The 16,310-nt window shown below is 41.9% G+C and carries 18 protein-coding genes; 11 read left to right on the forward strand and 7 right to left on the reverse strand.

From position 1 onward, the window contains the following. Positions 1 to 189: 189 nt before the first annotated feature. Both AC51G0_RS09900 and AC51G0_RS09905 read left to right on the forward strand, forming a co-directional pair. Positions 190 to 441 carry a hypothetical protein gene (locus AC51G0_RS09900; protein WP_496298149.1) on the forward strand — a complete coding sequence of 84 codons (252 nt, stop codon included), beginning with the start codon at positions 190 to 192 and terminating at the stop codon, positions 439 to 441. 51 nt (positions 442 to 492) lie between these two features. Beyond that, positions 493 to 621, forward strand: a complete 129-nt coding sequence (locus AC51G0_RS09905) for a hypothetical protein (RefSeq protein WP_496298150.1) — start codon at positions 493 to 495, stop codon at positions 619 to 621. A gap of 91 nt (positions 622 to 712) precedes the next feature. Here the strand turns inward: AC51G0_RS09905 and AC51G0_RS09910 are convergent, their stop codons facing one another. Next, positions 713 to 1,018, reverse strand: a complete 306-nt coding sequence (locus AC51G0_RS09910; protein WP_128782529.1) for a DUF496 family protein — start codon at positions 1,016 to 1,018, stop codon at positions 713 to 715. 481 nt (positions 1,019 to 1,499) lie between these two features. Between AC51G0_RS09910 and cspE (AC51G0_RS09915) the strand changes: the two genes are divergently transcribed. The 4 genes from cspE (AC51G0_RS09915) to AC51G0_RS09930 all read left to right on the forward strand — a co-directional run bounded on the left by cspE (AC51G0_RS09915) (position 1,500) and on the right by AC51G0_RS09930 (position 3,966). Then, on the forward strand, positions 1,500 to 1,709 hold the full coding sequence (gene cspE, locus AC51G0_RS09915; protein ID WP_036824165.1) for a transcription antiterminator/RNA stability regulator CspE: 210 nt from the start codon (positions 1,500 to 1,502) through the stop codon (positions 1,707 to 1,709). 412 nt (positions 1,710 to 2,121) lie between these two features. Then, positions 2,122 to 2,331 carry a transcription antiterminator/RNA stability regulator CspE gene (gene cspE / locus AC51G0_RS09920; protein WP_107347944.1) on the forward strand — a complete coding sequence of 70 codons (210 nt, stop codon included), beginning with the start codon at positions 2,122 to 2,124 and terminating at the stop codon, positions 2,329 to 2,331. Positions 2,332 to 2,660: 329 nt separating this feature from the next. Further along, positions 2,661 to 3,395, forward strand: a complete 735-nt coding sequence (locus tag AC51G0_RS09925) for a DNA/RNA non-specific endonuclease (protein WP_496298151.1) — start codon at positions 2,661 to 2,663, stop codon at positions 3,393 to 3,395. Between the two features lie 376 nt (positions 3,396 to 3,771). Beyond that, positions 3,772 to 3,966 (forward strand): hypothetical protein, encoded by a 195-nt coding sequence (locus tag AC51G0_RS09930; RefSeq protein ID WP_496298152.1) that lies wholly within the window; start codon positions 3,772 to 3,774, stop codon positions 3,964 to 3,966. A 159-nt stretch (positions 3,967 to 4,125) separates the two neighbouring features. On the opposite strand, the gene AC51G0_RS09935 is transcribed toward AC51G0_RS09930, so the two are convergent. Together AC51G0_RS09935 and AC51G0_RS09940 are read right to left on the reverse strand one after the other, a co-directional pair. Next, on the reverse strand, positions 4,126 to 4,359 hold the full coding sequence (locus AC51G0_RS09935; protein ID WP_496298153.1) for a hypothetical protein: 234 nt from the start codon (positions 4,357 to 4,359) through the stop codon (positions 4,126 to 4,128). A gap of 541 nt (positions 4,360 to 4,900) precedes the next feature. Continuing rightward, complete coding sequence (locus AC51G0_RS09940; protein ID WP_496298155.1) at positions 4,901 to 5,227, reverse strand: hypothetical protein; 327 nt, start codon at positions 5,225 to 5,227, stop codon at positions 4,901 to 4,903. A gap of 214 nt (positions 5,228 to 5,441) precedes the next feature. On the opposite strand from AC51G0_RS09940, the gene AC51G0_RS09945 reads away from it, so the two are divergent. Continuing rightward, on the forward strand, positions 5,442 to 6,266 hold the full coding sequence (locus tag AC51G0_RS09945; protein ID WP_496298156.1) for a CheR family methyltransferase: 825 nt from the start codon (positions 5,442 to 5,444) through the stop codon (positions 6,264 to 6,266). A gap of 56 nt (positions 6,267 to 6,322) precedes the next feature. Here the strand turns inward: AC51G0_RS09945 and AC51G0_RS09950 are convergent, their stop codons facing one another. Together AC51G0_RS09950 and AC51G0_RS09955 are read right to left on the reverse strand one after the other, a co-directional pair. After that, positions 6,323 to 6,985: a hypothetical protein gene (locus AC51G0_RS09950; RefSeq protein WP_496298157.1), complete on the reverse strand. Its 663-nt coding sequence runs from the start codon at positions 6,983 to 6,985 to the stop codon at positions 6,323 to 6,325. Between the two features lie 822 nt (positions 6,986 to 7,807). Continuing rightward, positions 7,808 to 8,098, reverse strand: coding sequence for a hypothetical protein (locus AC51G0_RS09955; RefSeq protein ID WP_496298159.1), 291 nt, complete (start codon positions 8,096 to 8,098; stop codon positions 7,808 to 7,810). Between the two features lie 433 nt (positions 8,099 to 8,531). On the opposite strand from AC51G0_RS09955, the gene AC51G0_RS09960 reads away from it, so the two are divergent. Next, positions 8,532 to 9,002 carry an aminoacyl-tRNA deacylase gene (locus AC51G0_RS09960; protein ID WP_496298160.1) on the forward strand — a complete coding sequence of 157 codons (471 nt, stop codon included), beginning with the start codon at positions 8,532 to 8,534 and terminating at the stop codon, positions 9,000 to 9,002. A gap of 418 nt (positions 9,003 to 9,420) precedes the next feature. On the opposite strand, the gene AC51G0_RS09965 is transcribed toward AC51G0_RS09960, so the two are convergent. Beyond that, the gene (locus AC51G0_RS09965; protein WP_496298161.1) at positions 9,421 to 10,260 is read right to left on the reverse strand and encodes an SWIM zinc finger family protein; all 840 of its coding nucleotides are present in this window, start codon (positions 10,258 to 10,260) and stop codon (positions 9,421 to 9,423) included. Positions 10,261 to 10,264: 4 nt separating this feature from the next. Then, positions 10,265 to 13,192, reverse strand: coding sequence for a DEAD/DEAH box helicase (locus AC51G0_RS09970; protein WP_496298162.1), 2,928 nt, complete (start codon positions 13,190 to 13,192; stop codon positions 10,265 to 10,267). 48 nt (positions 13,193 to 13,240) lie between these two features. Here AC51G0_RS09970 and AC51G0_RS09975 point away from each other — a divergent pair, with 48 nt between their 5' ends. The 3 genes from AC51G0_RS09975 (at position 13,241) to AC51G0_RS09985 (ending at position 16,157) form a co-directional block, all read left to right on the forward strand. Continuing rightward, the gene (locus tag AC51G0_RS09975; RefSeq protein WP_496298163.1) at positions 13,241 to 13,780 is read left to right on the forward strand and encodes a hypothetical protein; all 540 of its coding nucleotides are present in this window, start codon (positions 13,241 to 13,243) and stop codon (positions 13,778 to 13,780) included. A gap of 306 nt (positions 13,781 to 14,086) precedes the next feature. Beyond that, positions 14,087 to 14,266, forward strand: a complete 180-nt coding sequence (locus AC51G0_RS09980) for a hypothetical protein (RefSeq protein WP_496298164.1) — start codon at positions 14,087 to 14,089, stop codon at positions 14,264 to 14,266. 481 nt (positions 14,267 to 14,747) lie between these two features. Further along, positions 14,748 to 16,157: a DUF726 domain-containing protein gene (locus AC51G0_RS09985; protein ID WP_496298165.1), complete on the forward strand. Its 1,410-nt coding sequence runs from the start codon at positions 14,748 to 14,750 to the stop codon at positions 16,155 to 16,157. Positions 16,158 to 16,310 lie beyond the last annotated feature (153 nt).

A 16,310-nucleotide genomic window follows, 5' to 3' on the forward strand; every position in this document is an offset into this window, starting at 1 on the left:
CCGGAAGACGCGGAAAGGGAAGTAAAATCTTATTTTTCTCTGTAACAAACACATATTAAATCGTTAATTAACAGTCTAAGTAACAACAATAAATGACTTTTTGATTGCCCTACTACCGCCTACAACAGGCGGTGCGGTAGCCGTTGCCAGCAAAGCCCGCCATACCGGCAAATTTGCCGAACTCGCCAGTTGCTGAAAACCCTGACCAAACAGCTAAAACAGAAAGCCCAGTACAAGGTTAAGCGCGGGCAAACCAATGGCGCGGTCGAGCACCAACTTGCAAGGCCTGACGGGGCTGAGCTGCCGATGGTAATTAAATCCAAAACTATTGAGTCAATTCCACCAACATTGTTACAAGGTGCGAAAGAAAGACTGCTATCAATGGCAAAGTCATTGAAGACGAAGGATACCAGCCTAAATATACAGATGCCGAACTCTTAGCTATAGCCAAAGCCGGTACCGTTGGAAAAAGAACGTTTTCATGTACGATTTATGGAAAGAGTCTACATCAATGTCGGAGAAGGTTTACTTGGTGCTTCAACGGAAGGTGTATCAGGCAAAGGAGCAGCCATCAAGCTATTCTTAACACTGCGTTTTGGCCCCGACGCTTGTGCTTCATAATAGCCTTACAGCTTGCGATAACAGCAGTATCTTTTAGGGGGGTATAAAAAAGCCCGACCTAAGTCGAGCTTTTCAAATTCACCAGCAGAGATTAGTGCTTAGCAATCTCTGTTTTCTTCAGGTCTTTTACGTTCTTGCTTACTTCGCGACGCTCTTTAGAAAGCTCGGCACTGATGATGATGTGATCATCAACGCGATCTTCATAATCACCCTTCATGTTCTCGACGATTTCAACAATTTGGTCGTGAGTCATGTCTGCCTTGATGTAATCAAGCAAGTTTTCTAGCAGCTCTACACGCTTACGGTTATCTCGGACCTTACGATCGTTATCCAGGATTTCACGTTTCAGTTTGTTCTTACGGCGTGTCTGGCGAACAAGCTCTAGGATAGTGTTCATTGTTTGTCCTTTTATGAATCTACAAAACCTAACTGACTTTGTTATAACAGAAAATTATGTTGTTACTCAAGTCACATTCTCAACAGAAAACAATAATCAATGATTCTTTGATTTAATACAGCAAAGTGTTAGGTGTAAAAGTTCCATTACAATCGTATCACTGCACAACATGCGCTATGTCGCCATCATAGGAAAATGCTTTTAATTCATCTGTCTAGTGTTTGAGAAACCGACCACGGTTTAGCCAAAATCCTGTGAATCCCACCACAAATTTACCATTAAACTATTTGCAATTAGCATATCAGTGCCTACTCTTTCATTAGACCAGTAGTGTTTGGCAATGATGCAACAATGTGAACGAAAACTCTTCATGTATCGGCTCTTGTTTAAGAATGTTGTACTGAAGCTATCTGTTTCAATTGTCACCAAAGTTAAATAGTTATTGGCGCTTTTTGTTGATGTAGAAAATTCAGGAGACAACATGTCTAAAGCAACAGGTACCGTTAAGTGGTTCAATGAAGAAAAGGGTTTCGGTTTTATCACTCAAGATAACGGCGGTGCTGACGTATTCGTTCATTTCCGTGCTATCACTGGCGACGGGTTCAAAACACTAGCTGAAGGCCAAAAAGTGGCTTACGAAACAGAGCAAGGTCCAAAAGGCTTACAAGCTGCAAACGTAGAAAAGATCTAATCTATCTTCTACTTATGCAAATAAAAGGGCTATTTGGCCCTTTTTTAATCTATGTAATTTGTGTTTATAAAATTTTCTTTTTCCCCAGTAATAAAGCCGTTTGTCACTAACTCATTGTAAAAACCAAAGATTATCCTACGAAGGAATGATACCAATCTCACATTTTCTTCGATAAGCACTTAAATTTTATAGTAATTGCTTGCCCTGACCTATCCCTTGTGGCTTAATAGTCCCCGGCCTGTAATGCAGACCTATTTATGCAACAAATTGAAATAGAAAACTTCGTTCCACCGCTTTGCAAAAAGTGTAGTTGTCCTGAAGAGCTTCATTATTCTTTTGTCCATAAGTAATACATTATGTTGGCTTAAGTACGCATCAAGCGTGAATTTTATTTATTTTCAGGAGACATGTCATGTCTAAAGCAACTGGTATTGTTAAGTGGTTTAACGACGAGAAAGGTTTTGGTTTCATCACTCAGGATAACGGCGGCGCTGACGTATTCGTTCACTTCCGTGCTATCGCTGGTGACGGCTTCAAATCTCTAGCTGAAGGCCAGAAAGTATCTTTCGACATCGAACAAGGTCAGAAAGGTCCTCAAGCTGCTAACGTTGAGCGTATCTAATTTGATACCAAGCGTTTAAGCTTTGAAGAAAGGGTGTCTTAGGATGCCCTTTTTTGTGCCCGCAATTTACGAAATATACTCCCTCCTCTCCCCTTCTTAACTCATTTTCGAGAAGTTGATTTATCTTTTAATTTCAACATATCCCGACACATTCCCAGCAATTATCCCCCTAAGTAATTAATTTTGTTGATAAAGTGCATTAGCTCCCACTGTGTTAACGTAAAAAGTACATCAGTCACAATTTATCTATATATCAATACAATTACATTCGCCATACCAATAATATCTTTCGTCCTATAAACACAACAAACAATAAGGACGAAAGAACAATGAAAAATATCCTTTTCGCAATAATGAGTTTTGCCATCTCGGCAACGGCCACTGCTGCTACCTGTAACCAACACCTTGATGTAGGTACACCAAACCAAAGCGACCAGATCCTTTGCAGGGATGGGTATGCGACGGGTTATAATTACCAAAACAAAGTGTCGAACTGGGTGGCCTATCACATCACCGAAGCAAGCGTAAATGCCTTCTACGAGCGTTCCAACAGCTTCCGCACCGATACTGAAATTCCAGCCGATTTTCGTGCGACAAGCAGTGACTATAGTAAGACAGGTTATGACCGTGGCCACCTAGCCCCTTCTGGCACCATGGATTTCTCGCAAGAGTCCATGCAGCAAAGTTTCTTGATGTCTAACATGGCACCTCAGCTTCCTGGTTTCAATCGCGACGGCTGGAAAGCTCTTGAAGAGAAAGTTCGTGAATGGGCCAATACTTACGATGAGCTTTATGTCGTCTCTGGCCCGATCTGGGACGGGAATGAAACCTACATCGGCAATGGCGTCTATATTCCAAACAGCTTCTATAAAGTTATTCTGGACCCTGCCTATAACGATGCGATTGCTTTCATTATCCCACACCGAAAAGTGTCATCTTCTGAGCTTCCAGCCTTCATCACAACGATCGATGAAGTCGAGCAACTAACTCAGCTTGATTTCTTCAGCGAGCTGCCAGACAGCGTAGAGGATGAAATTGAAACGGTATTGTGGGAGATGTGGTAAACAACCAGCATGCAGCTTCCAATGCTAATACAGTCTAGTGGCCATACTAATATGGCCACTAGATTTATTCATTAGGTGCCTAACTGGCGTGAGTAACAGTAATAATATCAAGTACCATAGAGCTGACTCCATTCGACTATCGTTGAGTAAACACTCGGTTTAGGTGCTGGATACATCGGTAACTTTCGAAATTCACCCAAGGTCATCTTAATCGGTATACAGTTGATATATAAATGATTTATTTCCAAACACACTGTCAACATCAAACTACAATTGATTCAAAATGTTTTTCCACCAAACCTAGATGATCGCCATACCGTTTGCTTGTCAACAGCTATACTCTTCATACCCATCATCGGAGATAATGGAGGGTATTATGATTGCGCGTGACCCAAGAAACGAGATTTGTCGCCAACTTGAAAGAGCAAGAGATGACCTTGAGTTTTCTCTCTATCTTGCAACTGATTGCGCAAAAGAAGGCTGTGCTACTCTGAGCGATCGCCAATACGACGAAATCAAAGACAACTTTGATAGTGTTACGTCTGTATTAAATAGCCTGAAAGACAAATAAAGTTATCAGCCTCGAGGTTCCTCGAGGCTTGTTATGAACTTTCGGTGACACAAGAGGAAACATGTGTTGCTATCAACACTGGGTTCAAAAGCTCAGTTACTTGCATCACCTTCATCCTATTCGTTCAGATAAAACGACTATATTTCCTATACCCTGCCATTATAAGATGAGCTTATCTAGTTCAGACTTAATTGTTTTTATCGTTTTGTTAAGCTCGGATGACAAGTAATATCCAATAGCAAGTGAGACAGAGTATGTCATTACATAGATTGGGTTAACACCCTGATTTATCTCACTCAAAAACAACGACAATATAAAACCACAAACAACAGTTAATATCCAATAGTTGGCACGAGCATGTGTTAGACCATCCCTTAATTTGTCTGCAGTCATAGCGGTACTCCATGGTTTACGTTTTTAAATGAGGTTGTTAATAAGACCATTCAGTTATTACAATAAGACACTCTGTTTATTTGTATGTTATGGTTTAACTTGTTTTAACCAAGAACTGATAAACCATGTCAAAACAAATTACCTTTTGATATGAAAAACTTTATTGCTGAATTAAATTGAACCTAAACAGTTGTTTCTCATCTTTGGTGTGATAATTATGTTATTTTTATACCAATAGTTCTAATCGTTTTGACTTATCGCTTTGATAGATTAACTCTATTAACTCAGGGATAGCTTTTGTTGCAGTACTAAACTATGTCATCTTTGCACCAACCATCTAATGAAGTCGATAAACAGCCAAGCACCAACAGGTGATCTAATCCTTCTTCAACAATGACATACGTCGACATCAATCTTATTCATACAGGAATGGCAAACACTCCTCAAGAGTTTGCGTATACACCTGTTAAAGCAAAGCTCGACGCATTGAAAAGTTAACAACTGACCGCCATCACCTCCATTAAATTAAATATAAGTTCAGTTATCTCCCAAAGGTCATAACAATAACAGTGCCAGTAGAATCAAATATTGTTGTCTCAAGAATTGGAAAACCTTGCTTTGTAATAGTTGTCACTGCATCTGCACAATTAATTTCATTCTGATCAAATGGTATATTTGGAATCCCAGGGGTTCGAGAGAAATTTATTACTCTAATTGACCGTTGGCCTTGACCAACAGGGATGACACTTCGGCATTCCAATATAGCAAACTCCTGTAACTTATTCATTCTAGGTGTTGCTGCATTCGTATTGCCAATATTTCCAGTGGTGATTATCAATATTGCAGAGGCTATAAAGAAATTTTTCATTTTCTAAGTCCAATATAGTACATTTGGTTTGTCATGAAATTTTAGTCAATTATCATCGATTAAGCGAACTAGCTGGTAACGGCTAATTCAATTATCCTCTCATTACGTTGTACTTACCGAAGCAAAAGGCAGCCCACAACACGCTACAATGTCACCCGAAAAAACCTTTTCTCCACTCGCTGTTAGAATTAATACAGTTTCAAAAGGAGGCTCGATGAAAGATTACGATTGCGTGCATTTTCTAGAGTGGGCGCTTCCTAGGCTACAGATGCGCTGGCCCGGCTACCGTAAAGTTCGCAGAAGGGTTTGCAAACGTATCGATCGACGCATGCAAGACTTGATGATCGCGAATCTGTCAGACTACCGTACCCACCTGGAGACACATCCTTCAGAATGGCGGATGCTAGATACCTTGTGTCCGGTGACCATCTCACGTTTCTACCGGGACAAGGCAGTATTCACCGTTCTGGAGCGGCAGTTATTACCAAACCTAGTCCATCAGGCGATCGCCCGTGGACAAAGTACATTGAAGGTCTGGAGTGCTGGTTGCGCTAGCGGTGAAGAGGCCTACACGATCGTATTAATCTGGAAACTACAGCTACAGCCGAACTTCCCGGGCTTTAAACTTGAAACCCTCGCTACAGATATTGATCCAGTGATGAGCAAACGGATCACAGAAGCCTGCTACCCTTACAGCAGTATTAGACACCTTCCCGAGCATTGGCGACATCAGGCATTTATGAGGCAACAGAATCTTTATTGCCTAAAGCCAGAATATAGACACCCGATAACGTTCTGTTCGCAGGACATACGCTACAGCCTACCATCCGACCGATTCGATTTGGTGTTATGCCGGAACTTGGTATTCACGTATTTCAGTACTGAGCTACAGCTCCAGGTGACTGAGCAGATCAACAAGTTGATGCAACCAGGCGGTGCTCTGGTGATCGGTTGCCACGAGAATCTTCCGGAAAGAACAAAAGGCTTCGAGGTATGGTACGAGCCGTGTCGAATATTCCGGAAGGCTGCAGACTGGTAAACGCAAATACTGTTTGAAACGCGTAACTCTTGATGGTTATTTATAGTTGGCTAAAACTAGCTTTTCAAATTAATAATATCATTAAACAATTGGACTATGGTTTTCTTACCTAACCGTCCCTCACTAGGAACAATTTTTTTAGACTTTTGATACTTCACTAAAGCCTTACGCGCCACATTAGTATCTTTTATAGCTTCACCACGGTAATGACCTAGCTCACCCAACACTTCAAGAGTCCTGTACGCAATGATTTTTTTAGCTTCTGAATCTGCATTGTATCGAAAATTAATAGTCGACCCTACCTTTTTAACTTCTGCACTCAAAAACGCAATTTGGGTCATTAAGTTATTAGTTTTAGCTTCATAAGTAGACAGGTTTTGTTCGCACGTAGCTAACTCACCTTGTATAAGGTTGTAATCTGCCAGTTTTGTTACAGGCTGCACCACTTCATTCGGCTTACCGCCAGATAAACCATCCTGTAAGGTACTACTAAGTACATTTGTTTGCTTATTACAATCGGTACAAAATGTGGGTCTAAGAGTTAGTTCATCTATATAGTCAATAATTTCATCATTTGATAAACCTTGGGTTTCATCCGGGAGCTGAGCTACAAACTCTTTCAAAGGATCTGACATTAGATCTGAACTTTTACTTAAACCAATAATGACAACTGCCACCTCGAGTAATAAGACACTAAATAAGATCCACTTCATAATCATTGTAAGCTTCCATTTTAAATATTTAAACTAACTCGCTAACATCATAAATTATAGACTGATTTTAATGATTTAATCAGAAATCCACATCGATATGATAACCATCTGATTTAGATGGTATTTTTATGAGAAAATACAATTCACGCATATCTCTATCGGCTAGTCTTTTCTTCATTTAGTCGTTACAGAAAAATATTTTTTCCCGCAATCAGGATAGGCTTAATTTGAAAATCTGAAGCTAATCAGCTTCAGATAAACGCCAACCAGTTCCAAGCTTTTAAAGTGTAACCGACAACCCAAGCAACAATATAATATGACGAACCTATGAGATCTGGGAGGATACATGACTACAGCGCGTCGCCAGCAAGTGAATATCAATACAACACTATATTATCACTGTGTCTCTCGCTGTGTTAGACACACTTTCCTATGTGCTTTTGATGAGCTGACTCAAACCTCGTATGAACATCGGCATGGTTGGATTGAGCAACGAATAAAGCAATTCACAATAGGAACAGTCCAGTCTATTCAACTCGCAACTGTCCAGCTTAACCGCAGCAAGATGCATGGTTACAGGTTAGCAAGTTATCTAACATTTCTTTTATCCATCCAGCATTCACACAATGGCCCCTTGTCATAGCTTCAGAACTATTGCTATCAACTAAAGCTTGTTTGCCAAGTAGCGTTTAAAAAAGATTTCTCGCTTCATATGAGTTGCGTTCCGCTATGGATGTTGCTCTTCAGACTGTGCCTGTCCTTGTTTGTATTGTTTGTACAAACTCGAAATCTAACAATGGCTTTATGATTTATGAAAGACCAGATTAATTAAGAGTTTTTATCTGGCTGATTCATTCCGAGTGATTCACCGTGGACAATAACTTGGTAATCTTCCTCGTCAGAGTCACCTTCAGGTTTCAATTTTTGCTCAAATGTTGCCGCTTCTAGGTAATCTAACAGTACGTCGACTTGCCCACTTCTAACTATGTGTTCAGCGGTTTCCATGTTGAACGCCGACATTTGTTCATGCTCATACCAAGATTCGGCGCATTCTCTGCTGCACAGACCTTTGTTGACCATGAACGTTAATACCCTTTCGCGATTCTCAGCATATTCCATACACACCTCCTTTGATGAGGCCTATAAAATAATAATAGTTGCAATTAGAGGGGGGGATCAGCACGTTCATATATTAAACGTATAGACATAAAAAAACGAGTGGGTAAACAACTAATAACCCAAGACTTTTAGCGTATTTTGTGAACAAATAAACCACAAAACAATAAACCCCCTAACACCTGCAATTAGGTGAGCCCCGTTGAAATAACCAAGCACACCGAACCCCATGCCAAAACCGCTGAGCACTTCTAACTATGCCTGTCCTTGTTTGTATCTCCTTGTTTGTATCCCACCAGATTTTACTTTTTCCGATTCTAAACTAGCTTTATTAGGGAACTCATCAGCTCAGGCTCAGCGATTAGTGAGGCCAGACCTTTATAAATAGTAAGCTCTGTCCCCCTGTTTTTTAGCCATAAATGTCAAAGGTGGTTTCATGGCCATTGCACAAGCGGTTTCTAATTATTTAACCCAAAAAAATGTTTCATTTAACACGATTACTCATCCTAAAACACCGTCTAGCAGCGCGACAGCTCACGCTGCTCATATTCCCGAAGATCATCTTGCCAAGAGTATTGTTTTGAAAGATGAAAAGGGATATCTGTTAGCGGTGATCCCGGCCAGTGAGTGGATTAGTCTCCATCGGCTAAATGATGAACTCAATCGTGATCTCCAGCTAGTACCTGAAGATGAAATAAAACAAGTATTTTCAGATTGCCAACGCGGTGCGGTACCTCCCTTGGGAGAGGCCTACGGGCTTGATACCATTATGGACGAGGCATTCAATTCACTATCTAAGGTTTATTTTGAGGCAGGTGATCATGAACAGCTGATAGAGGTTAATGGCGAACAATTTCATACACTGATGAAAGGTGTCCGCCACGGTCATTATTGTAAGCCACACTAAGATTTTGGTTTTATTGCAAAAATCAGATAAGGCAGATCTACCCAGAGATCTGCCTTATGATTACTGGCAGCCCACTTCAACATTGAATAGGTTTCCTACTGAGCGAAGCTTATGCACTAATAAACACATTCATCAAGCCACCTCCAACTCCTCTTGTTCTTCCCACTCCACCCTGCAACGCCAATATTGCTGCTGTTCTTTGTCCCGTTAACCACTCTACCAACTTGGTTAACACTGGCTGATAACGCTTGAATCGCGAATAGGTGATCGCTAGTGTTTGGCAGAGCACGGCAAAGTGGATTTCCACTTCTAACTATGCCTGTCCTTATTTGTTTGCCCTTATTTGTTTTATTTGTTTTTAGCATTCTCCCGAGCCGGGATAGAGCAGAAATAAGCAAAAACGCTTGTTAGTGGTGAATCATAATAATTTTCGGCAGTTCTTTCGCAAACGCAAGTATAGTTCTTCCATCGATTCTATATACGAATTATCACGATCCCAGAACGAAGGATAATCACCGCCTTTTTTGATAATAAGTGCCGGTATGATGGCTTCACTGACAGGTTCGAGCTCTGACGGTACGGGTTCTTTTCCATGCCAGAAGGTTCTGACGTCTATTTTATCTGCTCTTTCGACCTTTTCAGGGCGCGTAAAATAACTGCTTCGTAGTGGTGCAGCTTGCTCTTTCGCGAGAACTGACTGTAGCAGTACCTTTCCCAATGGCGATATGGACAACGCTTGGTGCAACTTTTCACGTGACAGGCCGCGTAGTTCGAAAAGTAAAAACGGATCATTATCTAATTGCTCACCCAACCGATAACAGACCCCGGCGATATGTTTACAGGGAACGGCTTCATCGGGACAGGAGCATGACACTTTGAAGTCTTTATAGCTGACTGGTAGCAGATTCAGTTTCGCGGCCTTAAATAACAGTTCAATATCATCGGGCATCTCTTTCATCATCAGCTTACAAATAGAGGCGGCGTTATCACCAATCGACGCCATCACTCTATCCCACTCCTTTTGTGAAATAGGAGTCAGCGCTACATTCGTCGTGTAAGTGGGCGCGACATCGACACCAAAATAAGGATTTGCATTACCCAATATATTAGCGGTAACGTTGCTGCCGCTGATCTTCCATTGCTTAACTCGCTTATCAGTTCGATACGCCCGGCCTCGGGATAAACGGCCACTGTCGGTAAAGTCTTCCAACGCATCAATGAATTTCTGGCCCCACCAGGTTTTACTTTTTGTGCTCATTGCCCTACTCCATTATCGACTGTTTATTTAGCGCAATAAGCGACTTAAAAGCTTCATTGTCCAGTTTGGCTAACCAGCTTTCATCGTTGCCGACAATGCTATCTGCTATCTGTTTTTTATCTTCAATCATCTCATCGATACGCTCTTCAAGCGTGCCCATAGTGATGAACTTATGGACAAATACATTCTTTTTCTGACCAATACGGAAAGCTCGGTCGGTTGCCTGATCTTCGACAGCTGGATTCCACCAGCGATCAAAGTGGAAGACGTGATTGGCCCTGGTTAAGGTGATACCGACACCACCCGCTTTGAGTGACAGAACAAATACCGACGGTTCTGTTGCTGGATCTTGGAATTCACTGATCATGGCTTCACGCTTTTTACGTGAGACACCACCATGTAGGTAATAACAGTTAACACGCTTTTCTCGCTCAAGATAACGGATCAGCTGTTCACCAATCTCGGTAAACTGGGTAAATATAAGCACACTGTCGCCTTCCGATTGCGCCTCTTCAATCATCTCGCAAAGGCGTTCCAGTTTATGAGAGCGATCGAGCGAAAACTCACTGCCATCTTGTAAGAACTGCATCGGATGGTTACAGATTTGTTTGAGCTTCATGAGTGTAGATAGCATTAAGCCCTGCCGTTCAATGCCTTCTTTTTCTTCAAGCTGTTTCGTCACATCGTTTACGACCACCTCATAGAGCGCTGCCTGCTCTTTGCTGAGATTGCAGTATTGCTTGTTTTCTACTTTTTCAGGCAGATCTTTGATGATGTTTTTGTCGGTCTTCATCCGGCGTAAGATAAAAGGCTCGATCAACTTCTTCAGCAATACTGACTGGGTCGCACTGTTAGCCTGCTGAATGGGTAATTCATAGGCTTTGCGAAACTGTGCTTGAGTACCGAGATAACCAGGATTTAAGAAGTTAAATATCGACCAGAGATCCATCAGTCGGTTTTCAACCGGCGTACCGGTTAAAGCCAAACGAGAATTCGCGTTTAGCTTAAAGATCGCCTTGGTTTGTGCTGATTTCGGGTTCTTAATATTCTGAGCTTCATCCAACACGATACGGTGCCAGTCAACCATCTCTAGCAACTTGATATCTTTACGCACCAGGCTATATGAGGTGATAACCATATCTTGCTGGAAACAGAAATCTTCGAATTCATCGGCATCTTTGATCCGCTTGGTGCCATGGTGAATGGCTGTTTTTAGATGCGGGGCAAATTTTTCGACCTCTTTTTGCCAATTACCCATTACCGATGTCGGTGCAATCAGCAAGGTCGGGCCGATATTTTTGTTTTCAGCAAGAACAAGATTAGCGATCACCTGAATCGTTTTACCAAGGCCCATGTCATCCGCTAAGCAGCCGTTAAGCCCCAGTTGCTCAAGGTAACGCAACCATGAAACTCCGCGCTTCTGATAATCACGAAGTTCAGCATTGAGTCGTTCCGGGTTATCGATCGGTTCCAGTTCCGCATCGTTAACCAATTTATCCAGCATAGCAGCAAGGCTATCGCTTGGATCGAGCTCAAAGAGCTCATCTTCTTCCGCCAGCTTTTTCAGCAATTCAGGCATAGATACTTGTGAACTGTCACTGCCGTGCTGTTGCCAGAATTCCAGCATATATTGCATTTTCTCTGGCTCTAATTCCATCCATTGACCACGAAACTGAATTAACGGGGTTTGCGCAACCAATAGCTGATCCCACTCCTTTGGTGTCAACGGCTGATCGCCAATGGCGAGTTCATAACGGTAATCAACCAGATTATCTAACGACAACAGGCCTTTGCTACTCGTTGTAGAAGGTGAAGAGCTTTTTCCAGTACCTGTTCGAAGACGGATTTTCGCTCGCTGACGACCTTTCGGTGTCCACCAGGCCGGTACCATGACTTTAAAACCGGTATCTTCCAATATCCACGCGCTCTCTTTTAAGAACTCAAACGCTTCATCCAATGTCAGTTGCACGCCCTCAGGCTGGCGTGTAGCCATGCCCTGCCATAACTTCGGATAAATACGCGCAGCCGCTCCCAAACTTAATAGCAACTGATGTTCAAAATCATCTCCCATCACAGCAGCAAGATCGTGTTTCTCTTTCGCTGACAAAGCCCAATAAGCGGATAAATCCTGTTTGAAAGAGGGGTTTTGACGAGATGTTGCAATAAAATTAATCGACCAATTACCGGAGTCTTCAGAGCCCGGCTCATGGAGCCGAAAACAGAGCTGGATACTGTTATTTTCTGCCCGTTCACAGACCTCTTGCTGCCAGGCATGCCACTTTTCTAACTCAGCCTGCAAAGCGTTTCCGGAACCCAGTAAATGATTCGGCAAGAAGAAATCGTCTAGCAAGGTATTGGCAAACTTTTTCTGCGTGCTTTGCGGCGTTTTGGTGTTAGCCCGATCTAAAACCTCGTTGATTGTCACCTCGGAAAAGTGTCGCAGCAGGCTCTGTGGCTCGAACCCTTGCGAACAAACAAAGGGCATCTGTTGGATGGCATGTGATAACAAGGTTTCATAACCAGAAGAAACTATCTGCCACTTCCGATAAATCTTGCTGTTAGCCCCCTCCTGAACCTCACTCTGCAATAGACCTGGAATATATTGATCTTTATAGATCACTTGCTTGATGGACTGGCTAAAGTAGTACCAAAATAGGAAATCGCTGCCGAGACGCACTTCAGTTACTTGATAACGACTCAGAAAATGAATTTGATTAATTGCCTGCAATGGCAGATCAAGTGGTAAGCACTCAACCTGCCAGACTTTTAGTGAAAGCTCTTGAGGTCTGTCATTGTCAACCAGGCCACTTCTTAGTTCTGGCGATGCCAATGGTGTATCGTTACTTTTATTACTTGAGTCTGACGGTAGCAAAATACTTTGATGAATAAACGAATGAGATAACGATGATTTCGGGCCTTGAGTATATTTCAACTCAGTTTGCAGAAACTCATTTAACGCTGTTCCTTGTAAGTGCCGTGGATGGGTATCACCGTTGCTCTGACATGTCGTATGATCCGTCTCAAGCCAGATGCAGAATTGACCTGTCTGAATGAAATCCTCGCCCGCAGAGGGGCTCCAAAAGCCATGTATTATCTTCATTTTCTTATATTTATGATCAATCGCTTATTCTTGCGCTCATTATGCATCACTTTACTAACAATGTCGTCTTACAAAGAAATCAAACAAATTCAAACAAATTCAAACAAATTCAAACAGGACAGGCGAAAACGTCTCGCTGACCTCAGTTGGTTTATGCGTGAGTTGAATCTTGATATTACAACAAAGGCTAAGAAAGAAGATCAATGTACTGGCCACTTTGGGAAAAGTCGATATAAAAGCCAAGCACTATTAGATGAGCAGGCCCTTGCTGCCGCAATGGCATACCACTTCGTCTACATGACTATCTTGAGCTCGTTGAATGGACTGGTCGCCAAATACGCGAAGGCAAAACTGGCTACATTTCTGCCTCAACCCCGCCATTACTCGAACGCTTACACATCGAACAACATGAATGGTTGAAAGCCTGTACCCACTTTGAACGACAACGAGCCCTCATCATAGGAACAGCACAGTCTATTCAACTCGCAACAGCCCAACTTAATCGCAGCAAAAGACATGGTTACAGGTTAGCAAGTTAACTAACGTACCTTTTATCCATCCAGCATCCACTCACTGGAGCATTGTCATTGCTTCAAATCTATTGCTATCACATAAAGCTAGTTTGCCAAGGATAGCTGAATGACAAGTAGCGTTTGAGCAAAAGGTTTTGCGCTTCACATGAATTGCGTTCCGCTATGAATGTGGCACTTCTAACTATGCCTGTCCTTGTTAATATATAATGGCTGTGTCGGCCTGGTTGAGTATGAAGGTGAAACATTCTTAGCTGTTCTGCACTGGCATCGTGGGCGTTGGTACGCACAAACTGACGATCGGAAAGGTGCGGTTACCGAAGAGATGACGCTTATTGGCGTAGCCAGGGCTTTGATCAAGAACCAACTATGTTAACAATCTCGATGATAATGGTATCCCCTTGTACTTTCCCTCATACAAAGAAACACCACTTATCCAAAGACCAAACCTACCGTTTGAAGGTGAGCATCAACGGTCAGGTTGAAATTTGTACACTTATTTGTTCCCCCCGCCACTTTAGACTAAAAACAACCACCAGATTAATCCATTGCCTTTATTTATCTTTCTTATCAATAAAGATAAAAGTTTGATATGTAACAAACAGTTAATTCCGGATTTTAAGGCATAATAGCCCGCAAATTTCCGCCTTTTGAGCTGTAGCTAAAGGGCAATTGCATAGCTAAAACAAGAGCTATACATGAAAAAAATGCCTCTCCCCAATATGCTTGAGGATAGACTTTCATGTTCAAGGGAAAAGCTGGGAAAGTGCGATAACAGAACGAATACATTTCAATTCAGGGATGATATCCATTCGATAGTCGCTGAATAGAATGTTAAATATTCAAAGGATATAGAAATGTCTAATGTTTCAGCCTATTGTTCTTGGTGTTTTAATAAAACAATACATGAACTTGTAGAAAAAAACAGATTAACTAGAAATGTATATAAGTGTACTTGTTGTCAAAATCACACATTAATATGCCGCTATTGTTCAGAAATGGCAAAGGGTCAACCAAATCCAGACATTCTAAAAAAAATGGAGCTAAGCGGTATTAATAAAGCCGCTCAGCATTGGGACAACGAGCTATGCGCTGAACATGACGGTTCTATCGCCAGCTTCTCAAAGCTCGATATGAAAATTGATGACCTTTCTGAATATAAGAAGATATTTGAAAGAGATAAATATAATTTGGCAAGAGCTGGTAAATATGCAGGGTTAGGTGTCGCTGGAGTTGTTAGTGTTGCTGGTGTTGCTGTTTCAGCTGGTGCAGGCGCTGGCCCTATTGCCGCAGCGATGGGTCAGATGGGACTGCTAGGAACAGCTGCAACGGGAGCCACTATTTCATCATTATCTGGAGCCGCTCTTACTAGTGCATCTTTGGCTGCCGTCGGCGGCTCAGTTGCTGCTGGCACTGCTATTATTTCTGCTAGCGGACTAGCACTTGGTGGAGTAATGGGAGGAGTAATTGCTAACAAATACCATGGTGACGATAAGAGCTTTGCTATATCCAAATTAAGAGAAAGAGATCCTGAAATTAAAACTATTTTCATTAATGGTTTTACACAAGAAAACGAAACGGATTTTTATGATTGGCAATGCTCACAACTCGCATTCGATTCTAGACCCACTATGTATTCAGTCAACTGGGCCTCTAAGACCAATGCAAAGCTCGGAGCTGCATTTGCTAAAGGTGTTGGTACACAAGCAGCTAAGAATACCTTAATAGCTATTGCTAAAACTGGCGGTAAAGGTGCAGCAACAAAGCTTAACCCTCTAGGTTGGTTAGCATTAGTTGCCGATCTTGCTGGTAATCCATGGCACAATTCTATGATAAGAGCAGCCCAAACAGGTATTCAATTAGCAGAGGCGATATCTAGAACTGAAGGGCAAAAGTTCAACCTAGTTGGGCACTCTCTGGGTTGCCGAGTTATTTATTATGCATTAGAAGCATTGTCTACAAAGAAAGAAAAATATATCAATGATGTTATCTTACTAGGTGGTGCTGTAGGGCGACAAGATCAGGAAGGTTGGACAAAAGCTTTGAGTTCTGTGAAGGGCAATATATACAATTGTCACAGCAAGCAAGATAAAGTGCTTTCAGTTATTTACAAAACTGCAAACGCAGGGTTGAGTTCTCCTATTGGAATAAACCCAATTGAAATGGATCACCCTCAACTAACAAATGTGAATTGTGATGATCTGGTTGAATCTCATATGACATGGAAAAAGCACTACGAAGAGATTCTTCGAAGAATTTATCAGTAACGGATTATACAGATACAGTAATCAAGGTGATACTTGGACACTCCACATTTTTTAATGTTGAGCTAACGCTGCAGCAGTTCTCTGCCCTAAAAGCCAATCTACCAACTTGGTTAACACTGGCTAATAACGTTTGGATCGTGAGTAGGTGATCGG

It is taken from the genome of Photobacterium sp. HL06, assembly GCF_059552575.1.